Below are 26,796 nucleotides of genomic sequence, written 5' to 3'. Positions count from 1 at the left end.
TGAACTATAATGTTGTATATTATTTCAAACCACCCTCCTCTTAAAAAAATTCACTACATTCGCAAATTGATTTTTTGAACCTAGTTGTAATGAGTAAGAAGTTTACTGAATATAAGGGCCTTGACCTGGCAAATGTAGCCGCAGAGGTGCTTGATTTCTGGAAAAAGGAAAACATATTTGAGAAGAGTGTAACCACGCGCGAAGGCAAGCCGCAATACGTGTTTTTTGAAGGGCCGCCAAGCGCAAACGGACTGCCGGGCATTCACCACGTTATGGCCCGTGCCATTAAAGATATTTTTTGCCGTTATCAAACCCAAAAAGGCTATCAGGTAAAGCGTAAGGCAGGGTGGGATACCCACGGCCTACCCGTAGAGCTGGGTACCGAAAAAGAACTTGGTATTACTAAAGAAGACATAGGGACAAAAATCTCTGTAGAAGAATATAACGAAGCCTGTAAGCGTACCGTAATGCGTTATACCGACGTATGGAACGACCTTACCGAAAAAATGGGCTACTGGGTAGATATGGAAGATCCGTATGTTACCTACAAGCCAAAATACATGGAAACGGTATGGTGGCTGCTTAAACAGATTTATGATAAAGGCCTTTTGTACAAAGGCTACACCATACAGCCGTATTCGCCTAAGGCGGGTACCGGCCTTAGTTCGCATGAGGTAAACCAGCCGGGTGCATACCGCGATGTGACTGATACTACCATCGTTGCCCAGTTTAAGGCTATAGAAAGTTCACTACCTGATTTCCTTAAAGGATTTGGTGCTATAGACATCCTTGCCTGGACCACTACTCCGTGGACACTACCAAGTAACACGGCACTTACTGTAGGGCCGAACATCGACTATGTATTGGTAAAAACCTTTAACCAATATACGTTTGAGCCGATAAACGTAGTACTTGCCAAAAACCTGGTAGGCAAGCAATTTGGCGGTAAGTATTTTGAAAGTACTGATGCTGCTGATTTTGACAACTACACATCGGCAGATAAGAAAATACCATACACCATTTTAGCTGAAGCCAAAGGTAAAGACCTGGTAGGCATCCGCTACGAGCAGTTACTGCCGTTTGTGTTGCCGTACCAAAACCCGGAGAATGCGTTCCGCGTAATTTCGGGCGACTTTGTTACTACCGAAGACGGTACCGGTATAGTACACACCGCGCCTACCTTTGGTGCAGACGATGCCAAGGTAGCCAAGGAAGCCAAGCCTGAAGTACCGCCTATGTTGGTGCTGGATGCGCACGGAAATGCTGTGCCGCTGGTAGACCTTCAGGGTAAATTTACAAGTCACCTTGCCAGCCTGGACAACCCGGCAGGTAAGGCACTGGAACTTGCAGGCAAATACGTGAAAAACGAATATTATGATGCCGGTACCGCCCCTGAGCGTAGTGCCGACGTAGAAATATCTATCTACCTAAAAGAAAACAACAAAGCCTTTAAGGTAGAGAAATACGTACACAGCTATCCGCACTCGTGGAGGACCGATGAGCCACTACTATACTATCCGCTGGACAGCTGGTTTATAAAAATGACCGACGTTAAAGAGCGTATGTTCGACCTGAACGACACCATAAACTGGAAACCTAAGGCTACCGGCGAAGGACGTTTTGGTAACTGGCTTAAAAATGCTAACGACTGGAACCTATCGCGCTCGCGCTACTGGGGTATACCGCTGCCTATATGGAGAACTGAGGATAAAACCGAGGAGCTTATCATAGGTTCGGCAGAGGAGCTGTACAACGGCATAGAAAAAGCCATTGCAGCCGGTGTTATGACCGAGAATCCGTTTAAAGGATTTGAGCCGGGTAACATGAGCGAGGAGAACTACGACCTGATAGACTTGCATAAAAACGTGGTAGATGCCATTACACTGGTATCGGCAAACGGCAAGCCTATGAAGCGCGAAAGCGACCTTATAGACGTGTGGTTTGATAGTGGTGCCATGCCGTATGCACAGTGGCACTATCCGTTTGAAAATAAAGAATACATAGACAACCATACTTCATTCCCGGCCGACTTTATTGCCGAGGGTGTAGACCAAACCCGTGGTTGGTTCTATACGCTGCACGCTATAGGTACGCTGGTGTTTGACCAGGTGGCGTATAAGAACGTGGTTTCTAACGGGCTTGTGCTTGACAAGAACGGACAGAAAATGAGTAAGCGCCTTGGTAATGCGGTAGATCCGTTTACTACGCTTGCCGAATACGGTCCCGATGCTACACGCTGGTACATGATAAGCAATGCTAACCCGTGGGACAACCTTAAGTTTGATATAGAAGGGGTTGCCGAGGTGCGTCGCAAGTTCTTTGGAACACTGTACAACACCTACTCGTTCTTTGCGCTGTACGCTAACATAGACAACTTTACCTACAGTGAGCCGGAAGTTCCATTGGAAGAAAGGCCTGAAATAGACCGTTGGATCCTGTCTGAACTAAACACGCTTATAAAAGACGTAGACGCGTTCTATGCTGATTATGAGCCTACCCGTGCAGCTCGTGCTATAAGCGACTTCGTTCAGGAAAACCTGAGCAACTGGTACGTGCGTTTGTGCCGCCGCCGTTTCTGGAAAGGCGAGTACGCACAAGACAAGATAGCAGCCTACCAAACCCTGTATACCTGTATGGTTACTGTGGCTAAGCTGGGTGCACCTATAGCACCGTTCTTTATGGATAGATTGTACAAAGATTTAACACAGTCTTCACAGAAAGATACAGCGGAGAGTGTACATTTGGCCGATTTTCCGCAGTATGCTGATAACTTTGTTGATAAATCGTTAGAAAGCCGTATGCAGAAGGCGCAGACTATATCTTCGCTTGTCCTTTCGCTAAGGAAGAAGGAGATGATAAAAGTGCGTCAACCGTTGCAAAGGGTAATGATTCCGGTACTTGACGCAAATCAGAAGGCGGAAATCGAGGCGGTAGAAGAGCTGATAAGAGCCGAGGTAAACGTAAAAGAAATACAACTTTTAGATGATGCCTCAGGCGTGCTTGTGAAGCAGATTAAGCCTAATTTTAAAGCCCTTGGACCTAAAGTTGGAAAAGATATGAATCTGGTTTCCAAAGAGATACAAAATTTCTCACAGGAACAAATTGCAGAGATTGAAACCAAAGGAAGTATAGATATTGTTATTTCAGGAAAAAGTATTACTTTGACCCCTCAGGAAGTGGAGATTTCAAGCCAGGATATCCCGGGATGGCTTGTAGCCAATGCAGCAGGCATTACTGTAGCACTGGACATAACCATTACTGATGAACTGCGCCATGAAGGTATAGCCCGTGAGCTGGTAAACAGGATACAAAACCTAAGGAAAGACAGCGGCTTTGAAGTAACAGACCGCATTACCGTAACCCTTAAGAACAATAATATACTTCAGGAATCCGTTAAGGCAAATGAGGCGTATATAAAAAGTGAAACACTTACTGACGAGTTGATTTTCAGCGAAGTGGTGCCAAATGGCACAGAAATTGAATTTGATGACATAACAACCCTAATATTAATTTCAAAATAGATCAACTATGGTAGATGAGCAACAAATAAGATACTCGGATGCAGATCTGGCCGAGTTCAAGGAATTGATTACCAAAAAAATCGAAAAAGCCAAGGCTGATTTGGAGCTCATTCGTAGTGCATACCTTAACGACCTTAATAACGGTACCGACGATACATCGCCTACCTTTAAGGCTTTTGAGGAAGGAAGTGAAACCATGAGTAAGGAAGCTAACTCGCAGCTTGCTATCCGTCAGGAAAAGTTTATCCGCGACCTTAAAAACGCGCTGATACGAATTGAGAATAAAACCTACGGCATTTGCAAAGTTACAGGCAAGCTTATCAGCAAGGAACGCCTTAAACTGGTTCCGCACGCTACAATGAGCATTGAAGCTAAAAACATGCAACGATAATTACAACCACCCCCGCTTTGCGGGGGTATTTTTTTGTACTCCCGGAATTTTGTAACACAGAAGTTCGCAGGGAAGTTATTGCACAAAGTCTCTCAAAGGAAGCGCAAAGTTCCCCGAAGTTTTTAGCTCCAGTTTTCAGGTTCCGTCATGGCGAGCAGAAGTATGGAGCGTGGCCATCTCATTACTAAGCATTTTTTTACCACAACGTACACAAAGGCTTTCCACAAAGTGCACAATGTGTTTCCATTAATTCCTTTCAGGAGCACAAAGCTTTCCTTTGGAAAGTTACACCCTTAGTAAAATAATTACAACATTACAGCAATGCTTCAAAAAGCTTTTTCTGTAGCTTTGCTATATGTCATACCCAACCTTTCTTGATAAACTAAGCGAACGTATTATAGCCGATTACGGTACGCAGCTGCCGGGCATTACCATTGTTTTGCCCAATAAAAGGGCGCGTGTATTCCTGCTGGAATCACTTAAAAAACACATGGGCGCTACCACCTTTGCCCCAACCATAACCAGCATAGAAGATTTTGTACAGGAAATGGCCGGTATTCGCAGCGCCGACCCCATAGAACTGCTATTCGAGTTTTACAACATTTACCTGGAGCTTACCGCTAAGGACAAACAACAGCCTTTTGAAAACTTTGCTAACTGGGCAAAAACCCTGTTGCAGGATTTCAACGAAATAGACCGTTACCTACTGGAGCCTTACAAGGTGCTGAAGTACCTGGAGAACATTCAGGAGATAGAGCACTGGGCGGTAGACGTTAACCAGCGCACTACCATGATAGCTGGGTATCTGGAGTTTTACAAACAGTTGCCGGGATATTACGACGCTTTTTACGAACACCTAAAAAACAAAGGCTTCGGGTACCAGGGACTTATTTACCGTGAAGCAGTAGCTAACCTGGCACACTTCAGTAACAACTACAAAGGCACAAAGCTTGTCTTTGCAGGCTTTAATGCACTGAATGCCGCCGAAGAAAAAATCATACAGCACCTTTTACTGGAAGGCCAGGCCAAAATTTACTGGGATATAGACTACACTTTCCTTAACGACAGCTACCATGATGCGGGTTTGTTTATCCGCCGCTTTAAAAAGGAATGGAAACAATATGCCGGCAACGAATTTGAGTGGGTTGTAAACGAGTTTGACCGCCAAAAGGACATTCGTATCATTGGTACGCCAAAAACCGTAGGACAAGCTAAGATTGCAGGAAAAATAATTGAAGACCTTAAAGAGCAAGGTTACAGCCTGGACAAAACCGCACTGGTACTGGGCGAAGAAAACCTGTTAATACCCACACTGTACAGCCTGCCCGAAAATGTAGGCAGCCTGAACATTACCATGGGCTACAACAGCCGCAACAACCCAGCGCAGATACTGCTGCAAAAATTGTTTAAGCTGCACACCAATGCCATAAACCGTAACGAAAAAAGCTATACACTCTACTACCGTGAAGTGCTCGACGTGCTTACGCACCCGCTGGTAGAGCCTTACATAGGTGCGGGTAAACTGGTAGATACCATCAACCGGAATAATATTACGTTCTTTTCGCTACAAAAACTGTTTGACATACAGGGCGAGACTTCCGAATTTTTCAACCTGTTATTTGACCGCTGGAATCCGGAAAACGTGGAAGGCATACTGAAACGCCTTAGCGAGATCCTTTTGGCTCTGAAAAACTACCTGAGCAACGACGAGGAGGAAGATAAAATAACCAAGGCTTTTGTATACTCCATTTTTAAGGTAATAAACCGCCTTACTAACTACGCAGAAAAACACCCCCATATAGGCAGCTTACAGGTGCTGCACGCCATTTACAAACAGGTTATCGATTTGGCCGAGGTATCATTTGAAGGAGAACCATTGAGCGGACTCCAGATAATGGGGGTACTGGAAAGCCGTGTGCTGGATTTTGAGAATGTAATTATCACCAGCATGAACGAAGGTAAATTCCCTGCCGGAAAATCGACAAATTCATTCATTCCGTATGATGTGAAACGTGAATTAGGCTTACCTACCTTTAAAGAAAAGGATGCCATTTACACCTACCACTTTTATCATTTGCTGCTTAGGGCAAAAAACATTTACCTGCTGTACAACACCGAAAGCGAAGGGCTTGATGCCGGTGAGCGCAGCCGTTTTCTTACCCAGCTGGAGATAGAAAAACGCCCGGCGCACACCCTTACAAGAAGCATTTATAACGCCGAGTTACCCAAAAAGGCTTACGAGCCCATGGAGGTTGCCAAAACCCCATTGGTTATGGAGCGCCTTAAGGAAATTGCCACATTAAAAGGTTTTTCACCATCTTCATTAACAGGATACCTGCGAAACCCTATGCAGTTTTACTACCAGCGCATCCTCCGCATTAGCGAAACCGACGAAGTTGAGGAAAGCATTGCACTAAACACGCTGGGCACCATTATCCACGGTGCTTTGGAGGAATTGTACAAACCTACTATAGGCCGTTTCCTTACGATAGCCGACATTGAGCAAATGGAAAAACTGGCCAACAAAGCCGTAACAGAGCAGTTTACAGAAGTGTACAAAGAGGGTGAAATAAAAAAAGGGCGCAACCTATTGGCTTTTGAAGTAGCTAAGCGCAACGTGAATAACTTTTTGAAACAGGAAAAGAAAGCTCTGGAAGACGGTGATGCTATAAAGGTATTGGCACTTGAAACCAAGTTTGAACGCAGGCTGGAGCATGAGCTACTGCCCTACCCCGTACTTATCTCCGGAAATATAGACCGTGTAGAGGTGCGAAACGGCAAACTAAGGATTACCGATTACAAAACCGGGAAAGTGGAAAAGACCAATGTAACCCTTAAAGACTGGGACGGCCTTACTCAGGATTATAAAAACGACAAAATTATACAGCTGCTGTGCTACGCTTTTATGTACGAACCTCACGCTGCAGGGCTGGAAATGGAAGCAGGTATTATTTCGTTTAAAAATATGCGTAGCGGCTTTATGGGCTTTAATTACAAATCTACTGAAGCAGAACACCACATTATAGACCAAAACCTCTTAGAGAGCTTTAAAACACAGCTGGCAGCACTTATTGCCGAGGTTTTAAATACCGAAATAAGCTTTAAGGAAGAAATTGTATAAGCCATGCAAGTTTGATATATTTACAACACTATTCTAACCGATATGAAACAGACACTCTTAATCGCCATGCTGCTGCTTGGCGGGTTTACAAAAGCACAAAGTATTTTAGTAAACGAAACTGATAAAGAAAACGGCACCCACCTTATCCTAACTAAAGGTTTTGCAGGAAGCGAAGTAACCATAGACGACAGTGTGGTGCGCCGCGGCACGGTATTCTTCTCGGCAGGATACCAGGAGGTAAAAGTGAATGAAACCAAAACGCCGCTGTACTTTATAGAGCTAAACATAGTGCACAACGACCTGCGTATAGGTTGCCTGAAACAGGAAACCAGCAAAATTGTACTGGAACTGGAGGATGGCTCCAAGATGGAATGCATGCAAATTAGCCCAACCGAATGCGACCCTGTGGGATTTACAGGTGATTTTGTACTGATGCCAAAAGGCGGCAAAATAGCTGAAATGACAGCCAACTTAAAAAAATTGGAGTCGGTAGCGATTAAAAAAATCACTGTTTTTACAACCGAAACAGAGGTTGTGTACATCATTAAAGACAAATGTAAGCCGGTACTGGAAAAACATTTTTCACTTTTAGAGCAAACTTTATCAAAATGACATACTGATATACTGTTAGTTATAAAAACATGAAAAAATAAAGGCAGAAAACCTCCACTTTTATTTGGTTTGTATTTAAAATAGCAGTAATATTGCACCCACAAAAGCGGTCCTATAGCTCAGTTGGTTAGAGCACCTGACTCATAATCAGGTGGTCCCTGGTTCGAGCCCAGGTGGGACCACTGCTTTTACAGAAGCCTTCACAGCAATGTGGAGGCTTTTTTGTTGTAATTTAGTCTCAGGCTTAACACCTATGATTACGGCGCACGGAATTATGATCTTGCACTGGGCAGATGGATGAACATAGGCCCTAAAGCTAATCCTATTCATTATGGGCAATAACAATATGAAAAAAATAATGATTTTTACAGCACTTGTTATATTTTACTCTTGCTCAACCACAAATAAAATATCTGGCAAGAAATACATATATCAGAGCCTTAATCGAGAACTTATCTTATCTTTTGAAAACGATACCGCATGTACTTTAAAAAATATCTTTTATTGTGACGATATAGATATTCATTATAAAGAAATTACGATTAAAACTACATACAGAAAAGAGAAGGATATAATTATACTAAAAAATATTAATTGTATGGAAAATAAATGTGTATTTCCTCCAACAATTGATATCCTAATTCAAGTAAGTAAAAATTGTGACTTTCTAAATATTGAAAACAGGGAGCCAAAAAAAATATTTGACGGTCGTACATATCAAAGTAAATATTATGAATATGGTAGTGTTCCAAATATAGATATTGATACTTTATATGTTTATAAAGAGCAATTCACGTTAGTTAAAAAAGTTGGAAGAGGTAGTATCGGATTTGTTTTTAAATAGTAGGATTATATGTGAATATTCCACATTACGTATAACATGAAACCACTCTTAACGGAGTGGTTAATGCTTTAAAAGCCCACCGTACCCACAAAAAGCGACAATAACCAAAGCCACAACGTCCTCCAAAACCTCCTCAACTAACCCCAAAGCACCAGAGTCAACAGATGCGTTGCACCGCTAGTGATTGTGTATGCCAGTCATAAACCTGCTGACCACCATATCCCCTGATAACTATCGGGATTCAGTTTTGTACTGAGTGTGTCGTCAAGGATTTTAAAACGAAACTACCCCGTTTGGGGTAACGCAAAAATCAAGCGGGATATCCGTATCGCTATGCGGTATTTCAGTTGGTTCAGCCTCAAAGAATGAAAGCCCCACCTTTACCACATCAGGCCTGCATTCAGCCAGGAAACGGTCGTAAAACCCCTTACCGTACCCTACACGATGACCTTTATTATCAAAAGCCAATAAAGGCACAAAAACCACGTCAACTTTTGCAGGCAGCACTTCTATACCTTCCGCCGGTTCGGGTATACCGTACGGGTTTACCATTAAACGCGTGCTTTCGGTAAGTAAAAAATGTTGCAGGGTATAATTTTCAAAATCAGATTTAGAAACAATAATATCCTTATCGCGCCCCCACAGTATATGCTGAATCAGGTCGGTTTGCACCTCGCGTTGATCATCAATAGTAAGAAATAGGTGGAAATAGGTTTTATCCCAAACATCTAACTGCAATACGTTATTGGCTATAGCCAGGCTTTTTGCCGCTACATCCTCCAACGAAAGGGCTGCTCGCAGGGCTTTGTATTTTTGACGTAATTCAGGTTTTTCCATACACAAATATAGCAATAGCCGTCCAATAAAAAATCCTGCCTTAGAGGGCAGGATTTTGACTTAAAAATTATGTGTTTGTTTGCATTAAACCGGATTATTCTTCTTTACCCAGTTTACTATGTTTTTTACTGTATCCAAAATAGAATATAAAGCCCAGTGCCATCCAGCCGATGAGCCTTAACCAGTTTGCCCATCCAAGGCCGTAAATCATGGCAAGGCATACTACCACACCAAGAATTGGCACAACTGGAACCCATGGTGTTTTAAATTCGCGCACCATGTTTGGCTCCCTCTTACGCAGTACGATAACCGAGATACACACAAGGATGAACGCGAACAGCGTACCGATACTCGTCATATCGCCCACCACATCGCCCGGTACAAACGCAGCGAATAAGCCCACGATAACAAGGATAACAAGGTTTGCTTTATAAGGAGTTTTAAATTTAGGGTGAAGGTCGCCAAAATAGCTCGGCAGCAGGCCGTCTTTACCCATAGCGTAGAACACACGGCTTTGACCAAGAAGCATCACCAGGATAACTGATGAGAAACCAAAAAGGATAGCCACAGTTACAAACTGGCCTAGCCACTCATAACCTATCATGTATTTGTTTATGGCAAAAGCTACAGAAGCTTCTTTACCTGTAGTACGGAAATCTTCGATAGTTGCAACTCCTGTAAGTACGTGCGCAAAAAGAATATAAAGCACAGTACAAACAGCAAGTGAACCAAGGATACCTATAGGCATATCACGCTTAGGGTTTTTGGTTTCCTGAGCAGCAGTAGAAACAGCATCAAAACCAATGAAGGCAAAGAACACCGTACCTGCGGCACCAAGGATACCCATAAGACCACCAAAGTTATGCGGAAGACCTGCTTCATCTGTATACGTTGTAGCAGCAGGGATATAGTTTTCGTGGTTAACCGGGTTAATAAACTGCCAACCAAGTATAATGATAAGTATAACGATTGTAACTTTTACCAATACAATAAGTCCGTTTACAAAAGCCGACTCCTGCGTACCTTTTATAAGCAGAAGGCTGATAGCAGCAACAATACCCAATGCAGGCAGGTTGATGATACCATGCAGGTCTCCTGAAGACTGGAATGGCGAGTGGCACCATTCGTAAGGAATGGGACTCGTATGGAGGACGTTGACCAGGAGGTTATTAAGATACTCGCTCCAGGCAATACCCACAGTAGCAGCACCTACAGCATACTCCAGGATAAGATCCCAACCGATAATCCATGCAAGGAACTCACCCATAGTGGCATAGGTGTAAGTATATGCACTACCCGAAATAGGAATAGAAGAAGAAAGCTCGGCGTAGCAAAGTCCGGCAAGGGCACAGCCTATAGCTGCAATAATAAACCCGAAAGTAACAGATGGGCCAGCATTTTGTGCAGCTGCTGTAGCAGTACGCACAAATAAACCGGCACCTATAATAGCACCTATACCCAGGGCTACCAGTGACCATGCCGTTAATGTTCTTTTTAATCCTTTTTCTGATTCAGAAGCTTCTGCCAGCAACTGGGCTAGTGGTTTCCTTCTCCAAATAGACATATATATTTGTTTAGTGTTGTTTAAGAATTCCCAAATATAGAGGTTTTGTTATTATTATAATAATTTTAACTTATTTATGTTCGCTGTTAAAAAAAATCCTCTAAAAACAAAACATCCTTCCATAAAAACGAAAGGATGTCCGCAAAGTAGTGTATCGTAGTTTAGTGTTAAGCTTTTTTAGTACGCCTTGGCTTAGCCGCAGCCGGCTCTTCAGCCGTGTTTTCCGCATCCGGAGTTTCTTGTTCCGCTGTTTCGGAAGCAGTCTCAGCTTCGGCAACAATATCATCAGCAATAATAAGCGCCTCTGCTTCTTCAATTGCAGCATCTGTTAGCGCATCAAGCTCTGCCTCACTAAGGAAACGGATGTTTTTGTAGCCAATCTCAATCAGTAAACCGGTTTCAGCATCTTCAACAAGGCCGGTAAACTTCTTGGTGCCTTTGCCTGTAGTTGCCCACACATGAAAGAAACCTAATTTTCTAACTTCCTTCTTAGATGGTTTTTTACCCTTCTTTGTTCTACCCTTTTCGGTAACCAAAAATTCTACAATTCTTAATTCTTCTTGGCTCATAACACTGTTGGAGTTTTAATTTTACATTTAAGTAACGCAAATTTAACATTGTTAAAATAAATATACTGATTTCCAATGTTAAGTCTTTCATTTTCAGCAAAAACTTAACATTAGAAAAGCTAACATATTGACAGTTAACGTTTTTTAAGACTGTATTTTCGCACAAAAAGCCAAATCACCACAAAAACATCTACAACAAGCAGCTTTTGAACATCCAAACGGCTGATAGTTTTAAAACCCGGAGAAACAAAATGCCCTTCTAAAATAAAATATCCTGCCACTATATTCAGCAGCAGGATAACTATAATTACACCTATAACAAAAGGTTTGGTTTTAGTCGCAGAAGCCATAAGTATCGCGCTGGCAGGTTTTACCTGTACTTATTATTGTATGAGCCTGCATTTTTTCGCCGGCAAGTACAGCCGTCATAAAATCTACTGTTTTTTGAGGGTCTTTGCTAAATAGTTCGTCGCTGTACTCATGCCCACCGTTACAAAAAGTATACAGGTGCGCACTTCCGTTTAAGTCAAGAATACGGTTGTATACAGAATACGACCCAAAAAGCATCAGCCATCCGCTGCTGTTTGTAGGACATAGATGGTGTGCAGCATTAGCATAAGGTACAGTACCATCACAGCTACCATGGAAAAGCATCATGGGTACCATATTTTGTTTGGTAATAAGGTTAAGGTCCATAATAGCCCCTGAACCCGATATTACGCCGGCATACTTAAACTCATTTGGCAGTTTAGCTGTATACATATTCATAAGGGTACGGTCCCAGTAGGCGGCGTGCAGCACGGTTTCGCCCCCGGCACTACTGCCCGAAATGAATATTTTACTAATATCAATATTATATTCGTTACTGTGTTTTACAAAGAACAGTGTAGCCTGCCACAGTTGGTTTGCCGCTATCTGAAATGCCTTTACCTTCTCAGTAAGAATACCATCGCAGCTAAACTTTTTGTTTTTCATGTACAGCGTATAGCTTATGGTTGCAGCGGCATAGCCGTTTTCGGCGGCCTTACGGCAAATGGCATAACCGTACTCACGCGAGCCCGACGAAAATCCGCCTCCGTGTACGTGTATAAGTAAGGGTGTTTTTTCTTTGGCTTTAACCTTATTGGCCTTAGGCAAAAACAAATCAAGTTGAAGCTTAGTAGTGTCGTTTACAAAATAGGTTAGGGTTTTCTTTTCCTGGGCATTGCTGCCAATAAAACATAACAGAGCAAAAAGCAGTAACGTAATTTTTTTCATGAAGGTTTTGAGTAAGATGATTTAGGAAGCTGCAAGATACTAAATATTGGTTCTTTTCAAACCTTTTCGTTTGTTAATCTTCGTCATCTTGGGGCAACGGCACAGTATAGCGCCGCACTTCCAGCCCTGCTTTGTTATAGGCAATAACGTTTTTGCGTATTAAAAATCCCTCCATAACATCCTATACAAAAACAGAGAAAGCCTATCACATCAAAATGAATATAGTGGATCTTCATCATTCCGAGTTAGTAGTTATGCGATGCTGCCTACTCAGGTTTTTAGGTTTAAAAATGATGATGGTAGCTATCCCCCACAGTGTTATTAACATACCCATATAGCCATTTATTGTTGCTGAGGGTAAAGCCGCCGTAAAAGGTATGTCTATGGTAGCATGAAAAATAGCGCATACCAGCAGGCTGCCCCGGGTAGTATTGTAAAACCATGTAAGCAGTATACTGCCCGTAGCCAGACTAAGTACCCATCCAAAGGCTCCGGCGGCATCCATATTTACGTAGCCGGGGCGGTATAAAAAAAGCGGCAGGTGCCACATAGCCCAAAAAACGGTAAGTAATAACGAAGTGCTAAGGGCATTCATTCGTTCCTGAAGCCTGGGCAATGCAAAGCCTCGCCAACCCACCTCTTCACCGAAACCAAAAAACAAAAGATTGTACAACAAAAAGAGTACAAAACTAAACTGTGGTAATTCGCTGTTTTTTGTAAGGCCGGAAAACTGCAACGGGGAACCATCTACAAAATGACCTATTATTATGGCTATAACCGCTATTAAAAACGGGCTTAACAATGCTATAGCCGCATATAAAGGTTTTTTGAAATTGAAAAGCTGTTTTAACAGCGCTAATACCGAAACCCTTCCGCCAAAGATAGCAGTACAAATAAACGAAGCCATTAATGGACCAAGCCCGCCTATAGCATGATGATATGGCAATACCGGCAATCCTTGTATACCCAGATGAGGTCCGTAAAGCGGCAGCCATATTAACCAGGAGATACCATACGCCAAAAAGAAATATGTAACAACCTGTTTCATTTTATGTTGGTTTTTAAGTTATCGCTTTGGGCAGCAGCAGGGTAAATGTGGTGCCGTAATCGGTTTTACTTTCTACGGTAATTTGCCCGCCATGGTTTTCCACAATCTTTTTACAGAGTGCAAGCCCTATCCCTGTACCCGGCTTATCGGTAAGGCGCTTAAATATCTTAAATATCTGTTCGGCATAATGCTGGTCAAACCCCACACCGTTATCGGCTACCAATATTTTTACAAAACCGGAAGCTTTGTCTCCCAATGCTGCTATTTCTGTATCGGTAAGTTCATAGGTTTCAACGGATATTTGTGGTGCAGTACCCGAAAACTTTATAGCATTGCTTATCAGGTTGGTAAAAAGCTGCTGCATCTGTATGGCATTACCTTTAACTTGGGGCAACGGCGCAACATAAATACTCACATTTTTCTCTTTAAGCAGTAAATCCAGGTCATCCTGCACCTCTGTAAGTGTGGCGCTAAGATTTACCGCATCAAAATATTCTACATCGGCACTAAGCTGTGTGTACTGCAAAATCCCTTTTATAAGATTTGACATACGATTAGCCGACTGTGCTATCTTGCCCGAATACAATAAGCTTGAAGCCTTGTTATCTATATTAGTCTGTAGCAAATCGGCAAACAGCTGTAGCTTACGCAATGGCTCCTGTAAATCATGAGAGGCTATATAGGCAAATTCCTCAAGCTGGCGGTTGCGGTATTCTATATCACGCGCATATTCGCGTATCTGGTCTTCGGCAAGTTTCCTTTCGGTAAGATCGCGGGTTACTTTACTAAAGCCAATTACTTCACCATCATCATGCAGCGCTGTGATTACCACCGAACCCCAAAAAGTTGAACCGTCTTTACGCACACGCCAGCCTTCGTGCATGGCCCTGCCTGTAGTTCGGGCTTCATTAATAAGGCTTTCAGGCAATTGGGCTTCACGGTCGCATTCACGATAAAACAACCTGAAATTTTTCCCTACAATCTCATCCCTTTTATAGCCTTTTATCTGTTCGGCTCCCAGATTCCAGTTTTGTATATTGCCTTCGGTATCCATTAACAATATGGCATAATCCTGCACCTCGGCTATCATCTTTTGGTAGCGTTCCTCGCTAAGCTGTAGTTTCGTTTTTTTTGGTGAATTATCCATGTTGGTTATGTTTTGCATGTGCGCTTTGTAAATATAATACAACGATATGAAAGTTCGCCGTAACAGTTTATAGTTTTAACAACTGTCCAATAGTATTAATTTATAAAAGAACTTGCTATTTTTGCATCACTTATGGCAAAACGTAGCGCTAACATAACCCAGCTTACCCTGTTTCCCGAAACGCTGTATGAATACCACATACTGCTTTCGCCCAGCGATGCCGTAAAGGAAGAGGTAGACAGCCTGAAGCAGCAACTGCATGAGCAGATAGGCATCAGCGAAAAAGACCGCACCTCTATAGCCCATATAACCCTGCTGAAGACCGAGGCTTTTGAATCAACCAACATGAAGGATTTGGTAAAAAAAGCACTGGCAGGCGAAAGTAAGTTTACCATTAAGGTAAACGGTTATGACCATTTTGCCCACGGCAGCACCCGTACCCTGTACCTTAAACTGGAAAACCCGGAAAAGGTAGACAACCTTGCTGTAGCTATAAAAAACCCCGCTAAAAAACGCGCACCAAAACCAAAATACCGACAAACGAGCATTGTAGACAAGCCCGAGCGCAAACAAAAACTATCTATGGTACCCCATATAACCATAGCCCGCACCATTGCCGAAGCCGATTTTGAGCGTATTGATTTTACCCCATTTGAATATGAGAACGAGTGGGTATGCGACCGCGTTATCATCCGTAGAAGGCTGGCCGGAACCGATAAATTGTTTAGCCCTGCCGGCGAGGTGAAGCTGGGGTAAGCTATCCTTTACCAAAAGCACTTGGTTTTATATTCTTCCGTTTTTTAAAGTAATTGGACAGATGGCTTTCATCAGTAAAGCCAAACTCATGGGCTATTTGCTTAATGGGCATGTTGCGCCCCGCTATACGCTGCTCTATAAGGCGAATACGCAGGTTGTTTATATAATCGCGGTAGGTAAGCCCGAAGTTTCGCTTAAACCAAGCACTGAAATACGTGGGTGCTATAGCAAAATGCGCTGCTATTTCTTTTACCTGCACCTTATCCGGAAAATAGATGTGCTGGTGCACATAAGCAATAACATTATTGTTATCTATACCCGTGCTTTGTACCGCCTGCATTTTCTCGGTTGCCTCTTTAAGCAACCCGAATATAGACAGTATCTGGAAGAAAATTATAGGCGAAGTGGAAATATCAGTGCGCCCGTTGTAGGCAGTAATATTTTCTACCGTATTCCTCAATATTGTATGGCAGTCATCTCCCAGTTGCAGCACATGTTCCTTTAGCAATTTGTTTCGCATAAACTGCTCAGGAGTATTCATCAGCATATCGTCTGTATACAGGTTTTTCTTACTGCTGAAATAACTATCGGTAAACTTTATAAACACAAAACGGGTACTGCTGTGAATATCGAAATAATGACTATCATCCGGTGAAATGGCAAACAGGTCGCCCGCTTTATAAGTCAACCTACTCTCATTTATATGATGAATCCCCTCGCCTTTCTTTATGTAAATCAGCTCATAATACGTATGGCTATGCACCGGCAGGTGGAATTTTTCCTCCTCAAACTCATCAAGCATCAACAGGGCAAACTGATTTAGTTTCATACTATATATTTACAAGTAAGTATAACAAATTTACAACTAATTGCATTAGGTTTCGTGTAGCTTTGCTTCTTCTTTACACAATCATTTAAAAACATCATGAAATTAAGCCTTCTTCCCCTCGCCTTAGGCGGGCTTACCATAGGTATTACCGAATTTGTAGTAATGGGGCTCCTCCCCGATATTGCCAAAGACATACATGTAACCATTCCGCAGGCAGGCCACCTTATAGCCGCTTATGCACTGGGTGTGGTAGTAGGAGCACCTATACTGGTAATTTCAGGCCGCAATATGCCACCCAAAAAAATGCTTACCCTACTTGCACTTATGCTGGCTGTATTTAATGCGCTGAGTATTGTAGCACCGGGTTACAACCTGCTTCTGGCATCACGTTTTTTATCAGGATTGCCACACGGGGCGTTTTTTGGTGTGGGAGCTGTGGTAGCTACCCGTATAGCCGAAAAGGGCAAAGAAGCCCGGAGTGTAGCCATAATGTTTACAGGGCTTACTATAGCAAACGTAGTAGGCGTGCCGCTGGGTACCTGGATAGGGCACAACCTTAACTGGAGGTATACTTTTGTAATTATTGCCGTTACCGGCCTTATAACAGTAGTGAGCATGGTAATATACATGCCAACCCTGAGTCAGGAACACAACGCTCCTATGCGGCAACAGCTGGCGTTTTTTAGTAAGTTTAAAGCATGGCTCATTATATTTATTACCACCATAGGCTTTGGTGGGCTTTTTTGCTGGATAAGTTATATAGCACCGCTACTTACAGAGGTTTCAGGCTTTGCAGCCGAAGACGTACCCTACATAATGATGCTGGCCGGACTGGGTATGGTAGCCGGTAACCTTATAGGCGCCCGCCTTGCCGACCGTTACAGCCCCGCAAAAATACTACTGGCACTGCTTATGGTTATGAGTGCCACGCTAACCGCAGTCTATTTCTTTTCGGGAAATCAGTATTTGTCTTTAGTACTGGTATTCTTTACCCCATGTATGTCATTTACCCTTATAGCCCCTATAAACATGCTGGCCATACAAACGGCTGTAGGTGCCGAAATGATAGCATCGGCAGCATTACAGGCGGCGTTTAACATGGGGAATGCACTGGGAGCATACCTGGGCGGATTACCATTAGAACAGGGTTACAGCTATACAAGCCCGAATGTGGTAGGTGTGGTAATGACCCTTATAGGGGCTGCAGCTACTGCATTGTTTATAAAAATAACTCCGGCAAGCGAACTTGCACCAAGCGCTGACAAGCCGGTAATAATGCATTAGGCATACATCAATTTTAAACATAAAAAAAAGGGAAAACGGTTAGTCTTCCCTTTTTTAGCCCCCAAAAAATACCGTAAAATTTTAAATTTTACTAATGCTATTTTTGGTAAATGTATTCTTATTGACCATATCTTGCAAAACTATCTGACGAAATGCATCAAAAATCGATGAAATGCATTTTTTATCGTCAAAAAACAAAATTTGATTCTAATAATTTATTACGAAAACGTTTTTTGTTGCGAATTATCTTACTTTTTTTAATAAGCCCTTGCATCGTTACCTTCATAGAAGTTTATAAACGCTCGGTTTACCACACGATTTCCGCCCGGTGTAGGGTAATCTCCCGTAAAGTACCAGTCTCCCAGGTTTTTAGGACAGGCTTTATGAAGATTCTCTACCGTTTGGAAGATAATTTTAACTTCTGCCTTGATATCCTTAGTGGTTAACATTTCGGCTATTTTATCTGAAATCTCCTGGTCAGTAAACGGAGCATAGAATTCGGTTACGTGATTTACTACCTCTGTATCCGGCAGGCCTTCTTGCGCCTTACATTTTGCATACACATCGTGTATAATATGTTCCAGTCCACGTTCTTTTAACAACTCGTGTGCAGCACGGAATGCCACAAGACCTTCCAGCTTAGCCATATCTATACCATAACAGTCTGGATAACGGATTTGTGGCGCACCCGACACTACTACGATACGCTTAGGGTTTAGGCGATCCATCATTTTAATGATACTCATCTTAAGCGTAGTACCGCGTACAATAGAATCGTCTATGATAACAAGATTATCCTCCGGTTTAATAACACCGTAAGTAACATCGTATACGTGAGCCACAAGGTCGTCGCGGCTGCTGTCTTCTGTAATAAAGGTGCGCAGCTTGGCATCTTTAATAGCTATCTTCTCAGTACGGATTTTTACCGAAAGTAGTTCCTTAAGCGTCTCCTCAGTAAGGATATCGCGTTTTTCAAGGATCTCATTATTCTTACGCTGGTTCAGGAAGTCATTTGCAGCCTCCACCATACCAAAGAACGATGTCTCGGCCGTATTCGGTATGTATGAGAATACAGCGTTGTCTGTATCATTATCTATAGCCTTAAGCACATCCGGCAATATAAGGCGGCCCAGTTCTTTACGCTCTTCATAAATTTCGGCGTCGCTACCACGAGAGAAGTAAATACGCTCGAACGAACAGGCTTTGTTTACTGTAGGAGGTATAATTTCGTTTACAGAAATAGTACCGTTCTTTTTAATGATGATGGCACTACCCGGTGTAAGCTCCTGAACATCTTCAAAAGCAACGTTAAACACCGTTTGTATTACCGGCCTTTCGCTGGCTACAACAGCTATTTCATCGTCCTGATAGTAATATGCAGGACGTATACCCGCCGGATCGCGGAATACAAAAGCATCCCCGTGGCCAAACATACCTGCCATGGCATAACCACCATCCCACTGCTTAGAAGCGCGCTTAAGTATACGCGTTACATTCAGCCTGTCTGATATTACCGGAGAGGCTTCCTGCTTAGTATATCCTTCCTGCTTACATTCTTGGTACAGATCCGCCACTTCATCATCAAGGAAATGACCTATCTTTTCCATTACAGTAACCGTATCGGCAAGTTCTTTCGGGTGCTGCCCCAGTTCTACAAGACTGTTAAACAGCTCCTGCACATTGGTCAGGTTAAAGTTACCTGCTACAATAAGGTTACGGTGCATCCAGTTGTTTTGGCGCAGGAACGGGTGAACGCTCTCTATGCTGTTTTTTCCAAAAGTACCGTAACGTACGTGACCTAAAAACACCTCACCTATATAGGGTATGTTTTCTTTTTGTGCTGCTACGTCATCGGCAAACTCAGGGTTAGCGGCAAGCTCTTCGTTTATACGCTCGTTAATTTGGGCAAAAACGTCAAGTATGGGCTGCGGCTTGTTGCTGCGCACACGGCTTATATAGCGTTGCCCGGGTTTTACATCGAGCTTAATGCTGGCAAAGCCCGCACCGTCTTGTCCGCGGTTGTGCTGCTTTTCCATCATAAGGTACATTTTTTGTACCCCGTAAAAAGCCGAACCGTATTTTTCTTTATAGTATTCCAGTGGCTTTAAAAGCCTTAGCATTGCGATACCACATTCGTGTTTAATAGCGTCGCTCATAGTAGTATGTGTTGTTGTGTTGTAGTTATATCAAAAAAAGCCCCGTAGTGAGGCCTTAATTTTTCATGTTTATTCTTCCAGCGCTATATCAAACTGAGTGAGCGCTTTAAATTCCTGAAGGCGTTCCAGCACTTCATCCCTTTGTAATCCTTCCATACGCTCGGTACCGAATCTTTCTACACAAAAAGAAGCAAGGTTAGAACCGTAAATGATAGCGTTTTTTAAATTCTTAAACGAAATATTCTCGCTCTGGGCTATGTAACCACTAAAGCCACCCGCAAAGGTGTCGCCGGCTCCGGTAGGATCAAATACTTCCTCAAGCGGAAGCGCAGGCGCAAAGAATACTTTTTTATCGTGGAACAATAGTGCACCGTGTTCACCTTTTTTAATCACCACGTACTTAGGCCCCATAGTATGGATTTTTGCAGCAGCTTTTACAAGGCTGTATTCGCCGGTTAGCTGACGGGCTTCCTCGTCGTTTACAGTGATTACATCTACACGCTTAATAACATCCATAAGTTCAGGCAGCGCACAGTCCATCCAGAAGTTCATAGTATCTAGCACTACGAGTTTCGGGGTAGCCGTAAGCTGGTTAAGCACACTGGTTTGCACTAATGGGTGCAGGTTACCCAGCATTACTACATCGGCATCGGTAAAGTTAGCCGGAACTTTAGGCTGAAAATCGGCCAATACATTCAGCTGGGTATCCAGGGTATCGCGGCTGTTAAGGTCGTTATGGTAACGTCCGCTCCAAAAGAAGGTTTTACCACCCGGAACTACCTCAATAGCAGTAGTGTCTATGCCTTTGTTGTTTAGCATATCTATGTACTCCTGCGGGAAATCTTCGCCCACAACCGATACTATGGCACTTTTAACTTTAAAAAATGAAGCCGAAAGGCCTATGTAAGTAGCGGCTCCGCCAAGTATCTTGTCGGTTTTACCGAAGGGTGTTTCTATGGCATCAAAAGCCACGGTTCCCACAATGAGTAGTTTGTTCATCTGTTGCAGTCTCAAATTTGAGGATGCAAAGATAGTGCAAAGCTACGAGAGTAGCAACAGTGGAATAATCAATTTAAGTTATAGAAGTATAGAGGGTTAAAGTTTTGTGTAAAAGAATATTTTTGGTAAAAACACACTTGTTTTTGCAAAGGTAAATCGTTTTCTTTTTACAACTTTACTATCAGGACTTCCTTTCACAGCCCTGCCTGAGCCATTAACCAACTCAAAACACCCAATAAACAAAGACTATTCTTACAATATTTACCAACGTTACGCGCGTGTACAAAAATTTAACAATCAGCACAATAGGGAAAAACCCCGGTAGGGCTTTCAATATTGTTATAATTTTGTTAAATATTATTGGTTCAAAATATAATTATCACGAAAATTACGAAACTGAAAATTTTAAGCAGATTTTAATGTTAAATTTACACTTTAAGCCCTGATTACACTTGCATTATAAGCAATAAATATATAAGTTCGCCGTTATAAGATTAACACACTGTAAAGTTTTAATTAATAATTTATTGTGAGGTTGAGATTTAATGAAGTTGTAAATTTAATGTAGAATTTTAAACAAAGGGGATTATGTTGGCGAATCAAAATCAAAGATATGAGCACGAAGACGAGCTACCTAACGGTATGTTTGTAAAAATGCTGGCTGTAAGCATAGGATCTGTTGTAGGAGCGTGCCTTTTAGGGCTTGCTTTTTTCAGCATGTAACACTATAACGATTTCGACCATAAAAGCCTGTACATTATATAATGTACAGGCTTTTATTCCTTATTTGCAACGTGATTATGCCTGGAGCAAAAAGCCTCCAAGCTCGGGCGTTATATAATTATCCCAGTCCAGGAAAAGGAAATGGCTAATCTGGCTGCATAAGCTTGTAAAATCCGACGGCTTTACAAAATAGAAATTTGCACCGCCCTCATGCGCTTTAGAAACATAAGCCATACTGGAGCTTGTAGAATAAATAATAACCGGCACCTGGCGCAGCGCAGCGTTTTCACGTAACTCACACAAGGCATCAAGTCCACCCAGTCGGGGCATATTTACATCTATAAAAATTATATCCGGAAGTACATCGGCAACAACAACCGCATCTATAAGCGCACGGCCATCGGTAAAAACATTAAGGCTGTAACCGGAAGTAATTTCAGAAAGTGCTTCCTGAAAAAGTTCGGCGTCGTCCCGATCGTCATCGGCCAGGTAAATATTTTTTAGTGGAGACAACATAAACTTTCTTTTTTATGACTTGCTAAAAGTTAGTTTTAAAAGAAAATCCTTCGCAGAAAGCCCCACTTAAAAAACAACCCTTCCGTAAATCGGGGTTAATAATTGCAAAGGTAACCTAATATATGTTTGAGTCGGGTTTTGTGCGGTAAAATGCCTTAAAAAGCAATTAACTTGTAATAAAACCGACGCAAAACATAACTTTTTATTCCTGTTCTTCATAAAAGGCATCAATATGCAAATCAGCCATAGTACTTGCCATTACAGCGAGTTCATCGCACCTTTCGTTTTGAGGATGCTGGTTATGACCTTTTATCCACTTAAAATCTACTTTGTGCTGGCGGTATATTTTTAAGAACCGTTTCCACAGGTCAGGGTTCTTTTTATCCTTATACCCTTTTTTCTCCCAACCAAAAACCCAACCTTTACTCACACTATCTACCACATATTTACTGTCGCTCACCACAAGTACCGTGGTGCCGGGCTTAGTAAGTTTTTCCAGCCCTACAATTACGGCAAGCAATTCCATTCTGTTATTTGTTGTAAGCCTGAAGCCTTCATAAAACTCCTTACGGTAACCGGTACCCACTTGCTCAAGGATTACCCCATAGCCACCTGGCCCGGGATTTCCCTTGGCAGCGCCATCTGTATATATATGTACGGTATGCATTTTAGGTTATGCGGTTATTTGTTAATTTGGTTATTCGAATTGTTGATTAATAAAATTCAGCGTCAAGTTCCTCCTCGCTAAATGGAATATCTGGTTTTACTCCATCAAACACCGATAATAATATTTCATTGGCCCTGCGCGTAGCGTACCCTTTATTAAGTAACTGGTTGTTCTCATCAATCTCAACCACGTTTGTCCAGATTATAAATGGCATTAATGCATCTGACCCAACATTATAAAAATCCACGTACAAGTCAAAATTTGCAAGCGGCACAGAAAAGTTGTTGAAACAGAATTTCTCAGAAAACTCAAGAAACGAAAACCAAAAATCATGCTTATTAGTTAGCAGCTTTCCCTCTGCTTCGTTTAAAATATCGTCTGCTTCCATTGGGTAGTAATGCAATGCAACAATATAATCCCCCACCGCAGTTTTGGTATTAGGCATACCGGAATAAGATGCAGATGTAAAAACCTTAAAACAATTAAAAACCAATTGTGGAGTCTTAAGTATTAGTTCCAGATAATCAAAATTTGCTTTAATAAGCCTGGAATCAACAGTACCACTAAATAAAAAATAAACGAAACATCGTATTTCTGTTTTAATATCATCGCTTAATTTCATTGTCCCTTGTGATGATTAACATTACTACATCAAACAATTGCTACATTCTATTCAGTAAGCAGTTTCTCAATTACTTTAGGAAAATGCTCATGCTCCAGAGCAAGCACCTTGGCGGCTACTTCTTCGGGTGTGGCACAATCGGCCAGGGCTATGCTTTGCTGAAAAATAATATTACCCTCATCATAATTTTCATCAACATAATGTATGGTAATGCCGCTTTCGGGTTCGTTGTTTTCTAAAACAGCACGGTGCACATGTATACCGTACATGCCTTTACCGCCATATTTTGGCAGCAATGCAGGGTGAATATTAATCACTTTATGCGGATAAGCGGCAATAATATCGGCCGGAAACTTCTGCAAAAAGCCCGCAAGCACTATAATATGCGGGTTAAAAGCCTGCAAATGGCGCAGCACCCAGCCGTTTTCCAGCTCCTCTTTTGTAAAGGTAAGCGTAGGCACATGGTGGCTTTCTGCCTTAAAAAGCACTCCGGCACCTGGCCTGTTACTTAGCACCAATACTACCCTTGCTACGGGGCTGTTTGCAAAATATTCTATTATTTTTTCGGCGTTACTCCCCCCTCCTGAAGCGAAAATCACAATATTTTTCATTTTATTTCACCGTTTTCTAAGTGCAAAAAAAAGAATAATATACCGCAAAATAACACGGTCTTCACATTTTTCTGAAATTAATTTTTTACCTTAGTGCTCACATTTTTTAGGTTATGCGTGGTTTTAAAATAAAGTTTTTTATTTTTGCCGTTCAATTTAAATTCTAAAATTCAAAGATTATGTCAGACATTGCATCAAGAGTAAAAGCGATCATCGTAGACAAACTAGGTGTTGACGAGAACGAGGTAGTATCAGAAGCTAGCTTCACTAACGATCTTGGAGCCGACTCGCTAGACACAGTTGAGCTTATCATGGAGTTCGAAAAAGAATTTGACATCCAGATTCCGGACGACCAAGCTGAAAACATCTCTACTGTTGGTCAGGCTATTTCTTACATAGAAGAAGCAAAGAAGTAATAAATATCTAACATCCATGCAATGTTCTTGCATGGATGTTATTGTTTATTAGCATCTGCGATTGGTGTCTGATAATCGCTTTTTAAAAAAAGAACTGCTACGGCATACTGTAGCATCAAAAAATAAATAGCCGATACCCATGTTCTCTTTGTATTTATTATTTAGATTCAAAAGGCACATGGGTATTGTTTTATAAAATATAACCAAAAAGTAACTGTATGACGTTAAGGAGAGTTGTGGTAACCGGCTTAGGAGCACTAACACCAATAGGCAATACTGTAGAAGAATACTGGAACAGCCTTATAAATGGTGTAAGCGGCGCTGCGCCCATTACATACTTTGATACCACCAACTTTAAGACCAAGTTTGCGTGCGAAGTAAAGAACTTCAATGTAGAAGACTTTATAGAACGCAAAGAAGCCCGAAAAATGGACCGCTATGCGCAGTACGCCATGGTAGCCAGTGAAGAGGCTGTAAATGACGCCGGTTTTAATATGGAAACCCTGGATAAAGACAGGGTAGGCGTTATATGGGGATCGGGTATAGGAGGCCTTGAAACGTTCCAGGAAGAAGTAATCAACTGGGCTAACGGAAATGGTGTGCCTAAGTTTAACCCGTTCTTTATTCCTAAAATGATTGCCGATATAGCCGGTGGACATATATCTATGAAATATGGCTTCCGCGGCCCTAACTTTACTACGGTTAGTGCCTGTGCTTCGTCTACAAACGCGCTTATAGACGCGTTTAACTACATCCGTCTGGGTCATGCCGATGTTATGGTAAGCGGCGGTAGCGAGGCTGCTGTAACCATAGCAGGTATGGGAGGCTTTAACGCCCTGCATGCCCTTAGCACAAGAAATGACGACCCTGCTACTGCAAGCCGCCCTATGGACAAAGACCGCGAAGGTTTTGTACTGGGTGAAGGCGCCGGAGCCCTTATTCTTGAAGAATATGAGCACGCAAAAGCACGTGGGGCAAGAATATACTGCGAAATAGGCGGTGGCGGTATGAGTGCCGACGCTCACCACATTACGGCTCCGCACCCGGAAGGGCTTGGCGCTAAAAACGTAATGATAAACTGCCTTAGAGATGCAGGCCTTAAACCGGAAGACGTAGACGGTGTAAACATGCACGGTACAAGTACTCCGCTGGGCGACATTGCCGAAAGCAAAGCAATACTTGAAGTATTTGGCCAGCATGCCTATACCCTTAACCTAAACTCTACTAAGAGTATGACGGGCCACCTACTGGGTGCTGCCGGGGCTATAGAAACAATTGCCTCTATACTTTCTATTAAATATGGCATAGTGCCACCTACCATAAACCACTTTACAGACGATGAAAACATCGATCCAAAGCTTAACTTCACCTTTAATAAAGCGCAAAAACGCGATATGAAAGTGGTAATGAGCAACACCTTTGGTTTTGGTGGCCACAACGCTTGTGTACTGGTTAAAAAGCTTGAAGAATAATCCGCTTATGGGATTCTTTAAAAAAATATTTTCAAAATCCCGCCCGGTTCCTAATGAAGGCGGGATTTTTTTTACCGAAATGAAGACGATACTTGGTTTTGAGCCCATAGAGCTTAACCATTATCGCAGGGCATTTACCCATCGCAGCAGTAACAAGCAAGACGAAAAAGGTAACCCCATTAACTACGAAAGACTTGAATTTCTGGGCGACGCCATGCTGGGGTCTGTCATTGCTGCGCATTTATTTAACGAAGTACCCACCGGAGACGAAGGCTACCTTACAAAAATGCGTTCTAAAATTGTTAGCCGCGAACACCTTAATGAACTGGGGCGCGATCTTAACCTTATAAAATGGGTAGAGAGCAAAGTATCGGCTAACCATTTTGGCGAAAATATTCATGGTAATCTTTTTGAAGCCTTTGTGGGTGCTATTTACCTGGACAGGGGTTTTCCGTATTGCGAACAATTTATTCACGAAAAAGTAATATTGCCGTATGTAGACATACCTAAGCTGGAAGGCAAGGTAATAAGCTACAAAAGCCTTGTAATAGAATGGTGCCAAAAACAAAAAAAGGCATTCCATTATGAAATCTATGAGGACAATGGTATAGAAGGCCCGAAACATTTTGGTGTAAAACTGAAAATAGACGGCCAAATTGTAGCAAGAGCGAGGGCGACTTCAAAAAAGAAGGCTGAAGAAAAAGCGTCTCAACGTGCATATTTCGCATTTCAGAAAAAAATTAACAAAAATTAAATTAAGTTTCGATTATCCTAAAACGTTTTCGTGCTGAAAATAGCATAAACTTAATTTTAAGATTATTTTTTATAATTTTT

General features: G+C 42.2%; 24 protein-coding genes and 1 tRNA gene. 12 read left to right on the top strand and 13 right to left on the bottom strand.

Annotated features, from left to right (window positions below; all coding sequences use genetic code 11):
* The first annotated feature begins 89 nt into the window (after positions 1-89).
* The 6 genes from ileS (at position 90) to ACLI1A_RS03465 (ending at position 8,489) form a co-directional block, all read left to right on the top strand.
* On the top strand, positions 90-3,521 hold the full coding sequence (ileS, locus tag ACLI1A_RS03490) for an isoleucine--tRNA ligase (RefSeq protein ID WP_411406124.1): 3,432 nt from the start codon (positions 90-92) through the stop codon (positions 3,519-3,521).
* A 7-nt stretch (positions 3,522-3,528) separates the two neighbouring features.
* Entirely contained in the window at positions 3,529-3,912 is a 384-nt protein-coding gene (locus ACLI1A_RS03485) for a TraR/DksA family transcriptional regulator (RefSeq protein WP_411406122.1), read from the top strand.
* Between the two features lie 355 nt (positions 3,913-4,267).
* On the top strand, positions 4,268-7,033 hold the full coding sequence (locus tag ACLI1A_RS03480; protein ID WP_411406120.1) for a PD-(D/E)XK nuclease family protein: 2,766 nt from the start codon (positions 4,268-4,270) through the stop codon (positions 7,031-7,033).
* Between the two features lie 42 nt (positions 7,034-7,075).
* A complete protein-coding gene (locus tag ACLI1A_RS03475) occupies positions 7,076-7,645 on the top strand; it encodes a hypothetical protein (RefSeq protein WP_411406118.1) in 570 nt (189 codons plus the stop codon).
* Between the two features lie 108 nt (positions 7,646-7,753).
* A tRNA-Ile gene (locus ACLI1A_RS03470) sits at positions 7,754-7,827 on the top strand.
* A gap of 164 nt (positions 7,828-7,991) precedes the next feature.
* Positions 7,992-8,489: a hypothetical protein gene (locus ACLI1A_RS03465; RefSeq protein WP_411406116.1), complete on the top strand. Its 498-nt coding sequence runs from the start codon at positions 7,992-7,994 to the stop codon at positions 8,487-8,489.
* Between the two features lie 273 nt (positions 8,490-8,762).
* Here the strand turns inward: ACLI1A_RS03465 and ACLI1A_RS03460 are convergent, their stop codons facing one another.
* From ACLI1A_RS03460 to ACLI1A_RS03435, 6 genes are all read right to left on the bottom strand, one after another.
* Positions 8,763-9,326, bottom strand: a complete 564-nt coding sequence (locus tag ACLI1A_RS03460) for a 5-formyltetrahydrofolate cyclo-ligase (protein ID WP_411406114.1) — start codon at positions 9,324-9,326, stop codon at positions 8,763-8,765.
* Positions 9,327-9,420: 94 nt separating this feature from the next.
* Positions 9,421-10,890 (bottom strand): amino acid permease, encoded by a 1,470-nt coding sequence (locus tag ACLI1A_RS03455; RefSeq protein WP_411406112.1) that lies wholly within the window; start codon positions 10,888-10,890, stop codon positions 9,421-9,423.
* A 167-nt stretch (positions 10,891-11,057) separates the two neighbouring features.
* On the bottom strand, positions 11,058-11,459 hold the full coding sequence (locus ACLI1A_RS03450) for a hypothetical protein (protein WP_411406110.1): 402 nt from the start codon (positions 11,457-11,459) through the stop codon (positions 11,058-11,060).
* Positions 11,460-11,792: 333 nt separating this feature from the next.
* Positions 11,793-12,716 (bottom strand): alpha/beta hydrolase, encoded by a 924-nt coding sequence (locus ACLI1A_RS03445; protein ID WP_411406108.1) that lies wholly within the window; start codon positions 12,714-12,716, stop codon positions 11,793-11,795.
* A 235-nt stretch (positions 12,717-12,951) separates the two neighbouring features.
* Entirely contained in the window at positions 12,952-13,764 is an 813-nt protein-coding gene (locus ACLI1A_RS03440; protein ID WP_411406106.1) for a CPBP family intramembrane glutamic endopeptidase, read from the bottom strand.
* Positions 13,765-13,777: 13 nt separating this feature from the next.
* Positions 13,778-14,911, bottom strand: a complete 1,134-nt coding sequence (locus ACLI1A_RS03435; protein ID WP_411406104.1) for a sensor histidine kinase — start codon at positions 14,909-14,911, stop codon at positions 13,778-13,780.
* Positions 14,912-15,043: 132 nt separating this feature from the next.
* On the opposite strand from ACLI1A_RS03435, the gene ACLI1A_RS03430 reads away from it, so the two are divergent.
* Positions 15,044-15,667 carry a 2'-5' RNA ligase family protein gene (locus ACLI1A_RS03430; protein WP_411406102.1) on the top strand — a complete coding sequence of 208 codons (624 nt, stop codon included), beginning with the start codon at positions 15,044-15,046 and terminating at the stop codon, positions 15,665-15,667.
* A gap of 1 nt (position 15,668) precedes the next feature.
* On the opposite strand, the gene ACLI1A_RS03425 is transcribed toward ACLI1A_RS03430, so the two are convergent.
* The gene (locus ACLI1A_RS03425) at positions 15,669-16,496 is read right to left on the bottom strand and encodes a helix-turn-helix domain-containing protein (protein WP_411406100.1); all 828 of its coding nucleotides are present in this window, start codon (positions 16,494-16,496) and stop codon (positions 15,669-15,671) included.
* A 96-nt stretch (positions 16,497-16,592) separates the two neighbouring features.
* On the opposite strand from ACLI1A_RS03425, the gene ACLI1A_RS03420 reads away from it, so the two are divergent.
* Positions 16,593-17,780 (top strand): MFS transporter, encoded by a 1,188-nt coding sequence (locus ACLI1A_RS03420; protein ID WP_411406098.1) that lies wholly within the window; start codon positions 16,593-16,595, stop codon positions 17,778-17,780.
* A gap of 257 nt (positions 17,781-18,037) precedes the next feature.
* Here ACLI1A_RS03420 and ACLI1A_RS03415 read toward each other — a convergent pair whose 3' ends face one another.
* Positions 18,038-19,936: an amidophosphoribosyltransferase gene (locus tag ACLI1A_RS03415; protein WP_411406096.1), complete on the bottom strand. Its 1,899-nt coding sequence runs from the start codon at positions 19,934-19,936 to the stop codon at positions 18,038-18,040.
* Between the two features lie 69 nt (positions 19,937-20,005).
* A complete protein-coding gene (locus ACLI1A_RS03410) occupies positions 20,006-20,935 on the bottom strand; it encodes a PfkB family carbohydrate kinase (RefSeq protein ID WP_411406094.1) in 930 nt (309 codons plus the stop codon).
* 588 nt (positions 20,936-21,523) lie between these two features.
* Here ACLI1A_RS03410 and ACLI1A_RS03405 point away from each other — a divergent pair.
* Complete coding sequence (locus tag ACLI1A_RS03405) at positions 21,524-21,658, top strand: hypothetical protein (protein ID WP_411406092.1); 135 nt, start codon at positions 21,524-21,526, stop codon at positions 21,656-21,658.
* A 75-nt stretch (positions 21,659-21,733) separates the two neighbouring features.
* Here ACLI1A_RS03405 and ACLI1A_RS03400 read toward each other — a convergent pair whose 3' ends face one another.
* From ACLI1A_RS03400 to ACLI1A_RS03385, 4 genes are all read right to left on the bottom strand, one after another.
* Positions 21,734-22,174, bottom strand: coding sequence for a response regulator (locus ACLI1A_RS03400; RefSeq protein ID WP_411406090.1), 441 nt, complete (start codon positions 22,172-22,174; stop codon positions 21,734-21,736).
* A 202-nt stretch (positions 22,175-22,376) separates the two neighbouring features.
* Positions 22,377-22,841, bottom strand: coding sequence for a ribonuclease HI (rnhA, locus tag ACLI1A_RS03395; protein WP_411406088.1), 465 nt, complete (start codon positions 22,839-22,841; stop codon positions 22,377-22,379).
* A gap of 46 nt (positions 22,842-22,887) precedes the next feature.
* Positions 22,888-23,463, bottom strand: coding sequence for a hypothetical protein (locus ACLI1A_RS03390; RefSeq protein WP_411406086.1), 576 nt, complete (start codon positions 23,461-23,463; stop codon positions 22,888-22,890).
* Positions 23,464-23,510: 47 nt separating this feature from the next.
* A complete protein-coding gene (locus ACLI1A_RS03385; RefSeq protein ID WP_411406085.1) occupies positions 23,511-24,074 on the bottom strand; it encodes a phosphoribosylglycinamide formyltransferase in 564 nt (187 codons plus the stop codon).
* A gap of 179 nt (positions 24,075-24,253) precedes the next feature.
* Between ACLI1A_RS03385 and ACLI1A_RS03380 the strand changes: the two genes are divergently transcribed.
* The 3 genes from ACLI1A_RS03380 to rnc all read left to right on the top strand — a co-directional run bounded on the left by ACLI1A_RS03380 (position 24,254) and on the right by rnc (position 26,716).
* Entirely contained in the window at positions 24,254-24,490 is a 237-nt protein-coding gene (locus ACLI1A_RS03380) for an acyl carrier protein (RefSeq protein ID WP_026980165.1), read from the top strand.
* 218 nt (positions 24,491-24,708) lie between these two features.
* Positions 24,709-25,962, top strand: coding sequence for a beta-ketoacyl-ACP synthase II (gene fabF, locus ACLI1A_RS03375; RefSeq protein WP_411406082.1), 1,254 nt, complete (start codon positions 24,709-24,711; stop codon positions 25,960-25,962).
* Positions 25,963-25,969: 7 nt separating this feature from the next.
* Positions 25,970-26,716: a ribonuclease III gene (rnc, locus tag ACLI1A_RS03370; RefSeq protein ID WP_411406477.1), complete on the top strand. Its 747-nt coding sequence runs from the start codon at positions 25,970-25,972 to the stop codon at positions 26,714-26,716.
* Positions 26,717-26,796: the final 80 nt, after the last annotated feature.

The organism is Flavobacterium sp. RHBU_3 (assembly GCF_046613565.1).
Lineage (GTDB): Bacteria > Bacteroidota > Bacteroidia > Flavobacteriales > Flavobacteriaceae > Flavobacterium.
The sequence above is the reverse complement of the archived record's forward strand: the minus strand, read 5'-3'. Positions and strand labels throughout refer to the sequence as shown.

What these genes read in the sequence shown, in the direction of transcription:
- ACLI1A_RS03385 (WP_411406085.1), bottom strand. Translation starts at nt 24,074, where the DNA reads ATGAAAAATATTGTGATTTTCGCTTCAGGAGGGGGGAGTAACGCCGAA.
- ACLI1A_RS03440 (WP_411406106.1), bottom strand. Translation starts at nt 13,764, where the DNA reads ATGAAACAGGTTGTTACATATTTCTTTTTGGCGTATGGTATCTCCTGG.
- fabF (WP_411406082.1), top strand. Translation starts at nt 24,709, where the DNA reads ATGACGTTAAGGAGAGTTGTGGTAACCGGCTTAGGAGCACTAACACCA.
- ACLI1A_RS03475 (WP_411406118.1), top strand. Translation starts at nt 7,076, where the DNA reads ATGAAACAGACACTCTTAATCGCCATGCTGCTGCTTGGCGGGTTTACA.
- ACLI1A_RS03445 (WP_411406108.1), bottom strand. Translation starts at nt 12,716, where the DNA reads ATGAAAAAAATTACGTTACTGCTTTTTGCTCTGTTATGTTTTATTGGC.
- ACLI1A_RS03460 (WP_411406114.1), bottom strand. Translation starts at nt 9,326, where the DNA reads ATGGAAAAACCTGAATTACGTCAAAAATACAAAGCCCTGCGAGCAGCC.
- ACLI1A_RS03380 (WP_026980165.1), top strand. Translation starts at nt 24,254, where the DNA reads ATGTCAGACATTGCATCAAGAGTAAAAGCGATCATCGTAGACAAACTA.
- ACLI1A_RS03465 (WP_411406116.1), top strand. Translation starts at nt 7,992, where the DNA reads ATGAAAAAAATAATGATTTTTACAGCACTTGTTATATTTTACTCTTGC.
- rnhA (WP_411406088.1), bottom strand. Translation starts at nt 22,841, where the DNA reads ATGCATACCGTACATATATATACAGATGGCGCTGCCAAGGGAAATCCC.
- ACLI1A_RS03450 (WP_411406110.1), bottom strand. Translation starts at nt 11,459, where the DNA reads ATGAGCCAAGAAGAATTAAGAATTGTAGAATTTTTGGTTACCGAAAAG.
- ileS (WP_411406124.1), top strand. Translation starts at nt 90, where the DNA reads ATGAGTAAGAAGTTTACTGAATATAAGGGCCTTGACCTGGCAAATGTA.
- ACLI1A_RS03485 (WP_411406122.1), top strand. Translation starts at nt 3,529, where the DNA reads ATGGTAGATGAGCAACAAATAAGATACTCGGATGCAGATCTGGCCGAG.
- ACLI1A_RS03435 (WP_411406104.1), bottom strand. Translation starts at nt 14,911, where the DNA reads ATGGATAATTCACCAAAAAAAACGAAACTACAGCTTAGCGAGGAACGC.
- ACLI1A_RS03415 (WP_411406096.1), bottom strand. Translation starts at nt 19,936, where the DNA reads ATGAGCGACGCTATTAAACACGAATGTGGTATCGCAATGCTAAGGCTT.
- ACLI1A_RS03400 (WP_411406090.1), bottom strand. Translation starts at nt 22,174, where the DNA reads ATGTTGTCTCCACTAAAAAATATTTACCTGGCCGATGACGATCGGGAC.
- ACLI1A_RS03430 (WP_411406102.1), top strand. Translation starts at nt 15,044, where the DNA reads ATGGCAAAACGTAGCGCTAACATAACCCAGCTTACCCTGTTTCCCGAA.
- ACLI1A_RS03425 (WP_411406100.1), bottom strand. Translation starts at nt 16,496, where the DNA reads ATGAAACTAAATCAGTTTGCCCTGTTGATGCTTGATGAGTTTGAGGAG.
- rnc (WP_411406477.1), top strand. Translation starts at nt 25,970, where the DNA reads ATGGGATTCTTTAAAAAAATATTTTCAAAATCCCGCCCGGTTCCTAAT.
- ACLI1A_RS03410 (WP_411406094.1), bottom strand. Translation starts at nt 20,935, where the DNA reads ATGAACAAACTACTCATTGTGGGAACCGTGGCTTTTGATGCCATAGAA.
- ACLI1A_RS03420 (WP_411406098.1), top strand. Translation starts at nt 16,593, where the DNA reads ATGAAATTAAGCCTTCTTCCCCTCGCCTTAGGCGGGCTTACCATAGGT.
- ACLI1A_RS03455 (WP_411406112.1), bottom strand. Translation starts at nt 10,890, where the DNA reads ATGTCTATTTGGAGAAGGAAACCACTAGCCCAGTTGCTGGCAGAAGCT.
- ACLI1A_RS03405 (WP_411406092.1), top strand. Translation starts at nt 21,524, where the DNA reads ATGTTGGCGAATCAAAATCAAAGATATGAGCACGAAGACGAGCTACCT.
- ACLI1A_RS03390 (WP_411406086.1), bottom strand. Translation starts at nt 23,463, where the DNA reads ATGAAATTAAGCGATGATATTAAAACAGAAATACGATGTTTCGTTTAT.
- ACLI1A_RS03480 (WP_411406120.1), top strand. Translation starts at nt 4,268, where the DNA reads ATGTCATACCCAACCTTTCTTGATAAACTAAGCGAACGTATTATAGCC.